This is a genomic window from Variovorax sp. GW460-12-1-14-LB1 (assembly GCF_059423605.1).
In genome coordinates, this window is record NZ_JBWKYF010000136.1 from 1 (window position 1) to 6771 (window position 6771).

Here is a 6771-nt window from a genome sequence, read left to right on the forward strand (position 1 = left end):
TCGGCTACGTCAGTCCGATACAGTTCGAGAAAGCTCAAAAAGCTTAGGTCGGTGTCCACGAAACCGGCAGCAGCCCACTCCGTATCCCCGATGTTTCAACAGTCCTTCAAGCGTGAACTTCGCAATCAAATACGTGCCGATCACACCTATTAGAAAACAATGCGTGAGGTAGTACCCACCTCCCCCCGTCAGGTAGACCCTCTGAAACTCAATGGCATCTGGATAGACGCCTGTGAGTTTTCCCCCGTGTCCGGCTACTCCGGCGGCTCCTTTCCTTTTGTTGGCATAGCGCTCCACAAGCCCGATGACCTTGCCATCGGTGCGCTCTTCATCGGTGCTGCGCCCGCTGGTATTGATGCCGCCGATCATCGGAAGCCTCCCACGCCATCGCCTCCGAACGGTGATCGTCGAGGTGCTGGCGCAGCAGGTGGCGCCGGATACTTCTTGAGAAGACGTTGATTCTCCTCATCGGTCATGGGCTTGTAGACCATCTCCGCGATCAGGAGGTACTCCAGAAGCTCCCTGTCCTTCTCCTCGTAACGCCTCTCAGTGTCACGGCCGAAGTAACCCCGCGCGATCCAGCGTTGCAGGTCGGAGCGTTCGGAAAGGACTGCCCACATGGTGGAAGCCACACCGGCGATCAACAGCACCCAGCCCACGCCGTAGGCCAGCGTCGAAGCAGAGCCCCGTTGAAGACGGCTCGCGTGGTTCTGCTCCATGTGTAGCCACCCGCCCGGTACGCGGTGTTTTTCACTTCGTCCCGCCGTTTTTCGATGTGCTTCCGTCGGCTATGGCGCGCGTGCCGGCCATCGCCGCGCCCTTGAAGCAACCCTTGAGGCCGGAAGGCAACTGATTGGTCATCAGCGGCCGCGTGACGTCGAGTGCGAGAAGCGCTTCTTTGTCTCGCCTGTCCCGTAACGCGCAGATGCCGTTGATATCTGCGGCCAGTCCCACGGGGTCTGAAATGGGAACCATCGTCGGCTTGCCTGGATGACCTTCGCTCTCAATAATGAAAAACCCACGGAGGCGGCTCGAGCACGTAGGGAACGCCGGTTTCTTGTTTGATGCGTTCTCGCGCAGCGCTGCTCACCTTATGCAAGTCCATTTCTGCAGGGGCCATGAAGCCAAACGCCGCAAGAATCGCTGTGGTCGTGGGGCCAAATTTTTTGAAGGGTGCGCGGCCGATCACATTTACCACAAGAATCATGGCGAACATTGCAGCGAACGCCGAAAAATAATGCCAAGCTTGATATTGTTCGGGATGACTATTGTGGAAATATACAAACGCGATAAACGCCGAAGCGCCGATGAGCGACAAAATCAACGACCACTTCCACTTGCTTTTGTGTTGCGCAATCTCCCCCCGTTCGTGATACGGCGGCATCCACAACAGACGCCGTGCGGGGCTGCGTGCTGCGGCAACCACATACCCAGCACTCGTTGGGGTGACCACAAACACAAGCTCCTCACCTTCTTTGAAGCTGGCGCTGTGGAAGCACCCCATCAGACGTTTTCCGTTGACCAAACAAGTGAAGTAGTCCACTGAAATTTCGGTTCCACCGCTGGCCATGAGCAGGTTGGTGGACTGAAGCAATTGCCCCATGGCCGCTGCGCCCATGGCCGTCGCCTCGATGGATTTTTTTCCTGCCTGATTGAACACGAAGTCTTCCTCACCCCTCGAGATTTGAAGCCCAACAACCACCCCCTTGATGAGTTGGTACTGATGTGGCGCCACTGTACTCATATCACCTCCTCTAGTGCCTTGTAAAAAGCGTCTTCCTGCTCCTTGACCCTAGTAAATCGCTTGTTCTTCCCAAATGCGCATTGGTCGCTCCACGATTGGAGTGCGTTGTCGCTGAAGCGCCAAATTGCAAAAGCAATGATCAATGAGAACACGGAGAACCCGATACCGAAAAATAGCAGTGCGGCGCGCCAAAGATACAAACGCGCTACCGATGCGCTGAGAAAACGCGCGGCCGCAGACACTGGAAATCTTGTGCTGAGTGCCTTCATGGCGGGAGCTGTGTAAGAAATCGCTGCAAGAAAGGAGAAGCCCCCAGCAAACGCATCGGTCCCACTTCGGAGGTAGTACGCCAAGCTCAAATTAACTCTGCCCTGATCTGCCACACGTTCTGCCTCCGCCAAACTCATCTTCACCGAAATAATCGCCGCTCCCGCGCTGAGCAGCCCACCTCCAGCTTTGAGCATCTGGTAGCTCATTGCCGCGTCCTTCGCTGCTGCCAATCCCTTGATCGCAGTGGCTCCCAGATCAAGCACGCTAGCGCCTACGCTGAACTGAGCGGCAAGGAGTTCGGCTTTGATCTTTTCTCGCTTCTTGGGATCGACTTCTTTTTCCGCATCACTCGAAAGTTTCCATAGAAACAAGCTCTGAAGCATCAACACCACGATGCCGAAGCGCGCTTCCTTTGCCTCGTTGAATGCGCCGGGCTTCCCCTCAGAATTGAGTCGAGGCGTATCCGCCTCGACCTTCAATTTTCCCCAGGCGTTTTTCAGATCCGTATAGCTGTTTCTCAGGTCTGGCGAGGATTTTCCGAGAGACAGCAACAACATGGCTGCTGTCCGGCCCTCCTTGACGTGACGAGCTTCGGCAATGAACAAGCCCATGGTGGCTGCGTGTCCATAACCTGCTCGCGCCATGAGCATGCCTACCACCAGTTTTTCAGCCAAGTTGTCGATGCCCTTTCGCATGAAAGGCACGAAGAAGCGATCCCCAACCGACATCAGGATTTTTTCCAAGCCACCTGTCGGAATACGCTTGACTCCAGCTTTGTTGAGCTGGTTGTGCAAGGTGAGTCCTTTTTTGGACAATTCGGCGAGCTTTGCGATGTACTTGGTGCTGCCTTCAGCTGCCACCAGCGCTTGTTCTGTGAGCGGCGTGTTTGTGTGAGCCGACGCCGCAGCAAGGGCCTGCTGCACGGCAGCCTTGCCTTCACCATGGTTCAAGGCAATTGCACGAAATAAGATGTTCTCGTTCGTGATGCGGTGAATGGCTTCATTGACCCAGGCACTGATTTTTTGTGCGCTGGCTTTGCATGAGCCCAATCCATACAGTGCGTCTCCCACCACGTTTTCAAAACACACGCCGTCGGCGAGGTCCGTGGAGTCGTAATCTTCCAGAGCGGTGAGAAAGCGCTTGGACTCGAGCCATGTCAGCAATGGTTTGCCGCGCCCTTCCATCAAGTCGTGGGCCCTGGCTGACAGCCCGTCCCAGTGCTCTTTGAACGTGTCTACCGCGCCCGGTTTGAGGTTGCCCTCATAGGGTAGCCAACTGCCTGCGAGTTCCGTGGTTTCGTAACTTGCTGCGCCCTCTGTACCCGCTGCAAGTTTGCGCTGGCGTTCGATCTGTATATCGGCAATCTCCTTCTGCCAATAAGCATCACCGGGGTCGCGCTGCAGTCCGATCTGCGCCCGGGTTTCGCGAACGTCGAGTGGATTAGGCGCTTGATTGACCCGATTGACGTGCTGCTGAGCGAGTTGACTGGTGCGATTCGCCAGGGCCGCCTTTGCCCCGTCGATGAGCGCGAGCGCTGATATCTGCAATTCCCGCTCGTTACCGTATTTGGCGACCCAGCCGGCCGCGTCGCTCCTGAACCCATTGAGTTCATGCACCATGCCCACCGCATCGTGCAGCGCAAGGATGATGCCGGCCTTGCTGTGACCGTTTTCGTCCTCGGTGCGCGAGCGCATCAATCGGGCCTCGTTGAAGGCGTCTCCTGCACGCACCGCGAGCTTGTAGCGCGTCGAGACGGTCTTCAGGCGGTCGCTGTCATAGGCGCCGTCTTCCCCGATGCTAAGGTCCGGGACCTTCTCGGCGAAGGGTAGGGTGTCCTGAGTTACCCCGGGCTTGTATTCGAGGATGTGCTGCAGATTGCCTGGAGTAGCGGCGGTCAGCCGTGGCCCCTTGGGCGATTTCAGCAATGCCTTCGGGTCAATGCACTGCATGCGCTTCTGGCGAAGTGCAACATCCTGCGCGTAGCGGTTGCGTGTGGCCTCGGTCCACCGGTGTTCGCTAAAGGCAAGCCATACCGGCGGGCTCTTGTGTGGCTCCATCACGATGACCTGGCGCAGAAGTGCGCCCAGATGAGCCGAACTTGCGCAAGCGGGGTGCTCGGCCGGAGGAGCCGCATCGTCGGGCTGCGACGGAAACACAGAGCCATCATCAAAGACGGTGTAGCAGAGCCATTGCACCTCACCTACGCTGGTGATGTGGCGCTGCTCGTAGTACAGGTACAGATAGCCCGCACGCAGGATCCGCAGGGTGTACTTGAATTCGCTGCCCAATGCAGACAGGGCCGGTTCACGTTGCTTGGGGTCCGAAAACCCAATAGGGCCCGCGGGGTCATCGGCCCATTCAGGCAGGGTAGGGATGACAGCAGTACGCCAAGGCGCCGGCGCATAGCGCACGGGCAGGATGGCAAGGCCGGAGGATTGGCAGTGTTTGCATTGGCTGCTGCTCATGGGCGAATTTCGGATGGGTTTGTGAGTTGCTCGGGACGAGGTGTCATGAGACGAGGCGTCAGGCCGTAGCGGCAGGCGGTTCGACGTGGTTCAGTTGAGCAACCACCCGTTGCCAATCGGACGCACTCAACGCATGCAGCCAACCCGCCAGATCAAATGCCGCGCCGTCTTTGCGGGCCGCAACCATTCGCTGCGCGAGGTGGTTGCGCATCAGCGTGGATGTGTCGAAGCGGGGGTGGTATGCCATGGCGTAATACGCCACGGCCTGCAGGTCGATCAGGTCGCGCCAGCCGGCGTTGTCTGTGGTGCGGATAGCGGCGCAGGCGCCATCACGGGCGTTGTCCACATCGAGATCGGCCAGCTCGGCGAGCGAGTTGTCTTGCAACGAGCGTTGCAGCCACTTGCGCAACGCATGATTCAGCGGTTGGATATGCGGCACGGACGTCCATTGGTCGGGCGTAAAGCGCATGTCAAGGGCGTGCGGCACCGCTTGAGGAAAGCGCATCGGCGCATCGGCCTGCGGGGCTGGAAGCGCGTGCATTTGGCCATTGGGCTTGAGCATCCACCAGCCTCCAACGTGGGCCAACCATTGGCTTTGCTGCATTGAATTGAACAGCGGCCACAGCGCCCACAGCACCGCGGGGTCCTGCAACCTGACATGCACCGGTCGCCCATTGAGGTATGGGTGGTGCGTGGGCAGATTGGGACGGGTCTGTACCAACAAGCCCGCCATGTGCAGGGCCTGGGCCCGAAGAGCATCGGGGGTGGACTTCGCGTTTGGCGGAGAACAGACCCAGGCACATACGCGGCGGCCGTTGTTGTGCCTGAGTGCATCGGGATGCAGTTCGTCGAGTGCCGTTTCCACGCTGGCGCGGAGCAACTGCTGCCCCTTGGGTGTTGTGAGATCGGCCTGAAGCCACAAAGGGCAGCGTTCGACACCAAGGTCATAGCCGGGGATGGCAACCTGCACAGGCATGCGTTCGGCCAGATCGAGCCACGCGGCGCTGGTTTCGCCTGCATCCATCGGATTCATGGCGGGCTCGAACAAGATCCAGACAGTGCGATGCGTGGGATGTCGAGTCTTGATCTGCGCAAGCAGTTCGGCATGCGGGTCGCTCGGCACGGGTTGAAGAGCACTTTTCACAGAGCCCGTGTTCACAGTTCGATCCCGCCGGACTGGCTGCCGACGGCAGCTTGGTTCGCAGGGCCACAGCCCTTGAACGTTTGCGGACTCAGCGGCAACCTTGCCGGGCCCACCTTGACATGACTCGCTGCATGCTCGATCCACCCACCTGGCGTTCCGTGCAAGATGCTCTCGCTGCTCCACTCGGTGAAACTTCCACCACCGTTGACTACCACCTTGATCGGTGCAGTGATGCGGATCTCGCTGGTGGTGCTTGTGATCCGGACGGCCTTCTTGGCGGTCAGATTCATCGCATCCTTGTGGGCTTCGATCTGGAACTTGCCGTTGCCGGCGATCCACTTCATGCCGCCTCGGAGCGCAAACAGGCGGATGCCGGTCTTGGCACTGACGAGCAGCCGCTTGGCTGCACTGATGCTGGTGTGGCCCTGACTGCTGATCGCGATGTGCTCGCCTGCCTGCAGATGAAGGCTGCCGGGCGTGGTGGCGGCGAGGCCTGCGGCACTGGCGAGTACCAATTGGGCTTCTGTGAGTTCGGGGAATTGGCCTTGGGCCTTGTCACCACCGCTGCCCTTGATGACGCCGCTCTGCGCTTTGAGCGCTTGCGCCACGTTGGCCTGATCTTCGCCTTCGCTTTGAGCCTTGGCCGTTGCTGCGGCTTCTGCCAGGCCTTGATGCTGGTCTTGCGCTGCTTTTAGTCGCTGGGTTGTCTCCCCCATGTCCTTGACATGGTTCGCAGCGTTGCCTCTGGCTTCAGTGGTGATGAGCATGCCGTCCTGCGCCCTGAGCACGCCATGGGCGTCCGTGCGCAGTTCGAACCCCTCACCCCTGGGGTCCTTTCTGCCCGCGTTGTCCTCGATGCGCGTGATCGCCCCCAGACTCAGGCTGGAACTCTGGTGATCGCTCTTGAGCTGCGCCTGAATTTTTTCGGCCGTGTCATCCAGGATCAGGTGGTTCGATCTGCCTGCCGCACTGTTGCCTCCTCCCTCCGTCAACTCCCGGCTCCTGAACCCGCTCAATGCGTTCTGGCCGGGGAGTTGCCACGGCGGCAGGTTCACCTGGTTGTGCACCCTGCCCATGCAGATCGGCAGGTCCGCGTCTCCCGCGATGAAGCTCACGACGACTTCCTGGCCGATGCGCGGGATCTGGAT

Annotated in this window: 7 protein-coding genes; all 7 read right to left on the reverse strand. The window is 59.2% G+C overall.

Annotated elements, in window-relative coordinates; translation table 11 throughout:
- Nucleotides 1-9 precede the first annotated feature (9 nt).
- The gene (locus AC07Y4_RS32335) at nt 10-369 is read right to left on the reverse strand and encodes a hypothetical protein (protein ID WP_495275652.1); all 360 of its coding nucleotides are present in this window, start codon (nt 367-369) and stop codon (nt 10-12) included.
- Nucleotides 366-719: a hypothetical protein gene (locus AC07Y4_RS32340; protein WP_495275653.1), complete on the reverse strand. Its 354-nt coding sequence runs from the start codon at nt 717-719 to the stop codon at nt 366-368. Before AC07Y4_RS32340 ends, AC07Y4_RS32335 begins: the two co-directional genes overlap by 4 nt.
- A gap of 31 nt (nt 720-750) precedes the next feature.
- Entirely contained in the window at nt 751-954 is a 204-nt protein-coding gene (locus AC07Y4_RS32345; RefSeq protein WP_495275654.1) for a hypothetical protein, read from the reverse strand.
- Between the two features lie 49 nt (nt 955-1003).
- Nucleotides 1004-1744 carry a putative type VI secretion system effector gene (locus AC07Y4_RS32350; RefSeq protein WP_495275655.1) on the reverse strand — a complete coding sequence of 247 codons (741 nt, stop codon included), beginning with the start codon at nt 1742-1744 and terminating at the stop codon, nt 1004-1006.
- Nucleotides 1741-4479 carry a T6SS effector BTH_I2691 family protein gene (locus AC07Y4_RS32355; protein ID WP_495275656.1) on the reverse strand — a complete coding sequence of 913 codons (2739 nt, stop codon included), beginning with the start codon at nt 4477-4479 and terminating at the stop codon, nt 1741-1743. Before AC07Y4_RS32355 ends, AC07Y4_RS32350 begins: the two co-directional genes overlap by 4 nt.
- A gap of 58 nt (nt 4480-4537) precedes the next feature.
- A complete protein-coding gene (locus AC07Y4_RS32360; RefSeq protein WP_495275657.1) occupies nt 4538-5602 on the reverse strand; it encodes a hypothetical protein in 1065 nt (354 codons plus the stop codon).
- A gap of 32 nt (nt 5603-5634) precedes the next feature.
- Nucleotides 5635-6771, reverse strand: a 1137-nt coding sequence (locus AC07Y4_RS32365) for a DUF2345 domain-containing protein (protein WP_495275658.1), incomplete at its 5' end; no start/stop codon positions are given.

Bases quoted from the DNA above. Each gene is read 5' to 3' on its own strand.
- AC07Y4_RS32335 (WP_495275652.1), bottom strand. From the start codon at position 369: ATGATCGGCGGCATCAATACCAGCGGGCGCAGCACCGATGAAGAGCGC.
- AC07Y4_RS32355 (WP_495275656.1), bottom strand. From the start codon at position 4,479: ATGAGCAGCAGCCAATGCAAACACTGCCAATCCTCCGGCCTTGCCATC.
- AC07Y4_RS32340 (WP_495275653.1), bottom strand. From the start codon at position 719: ATGGAGCAGAACCACGCGAGCCGTCTTCAACGGGGCTCTGCTTCGACG.
- AC07Y4_RS32350 (WP_495275655.1), bottom strand. From the start codon at position 1,744: ATGAGTACAGTGGCGCCACATCAGTACCAACTCATCAAGGGGGTGGTT.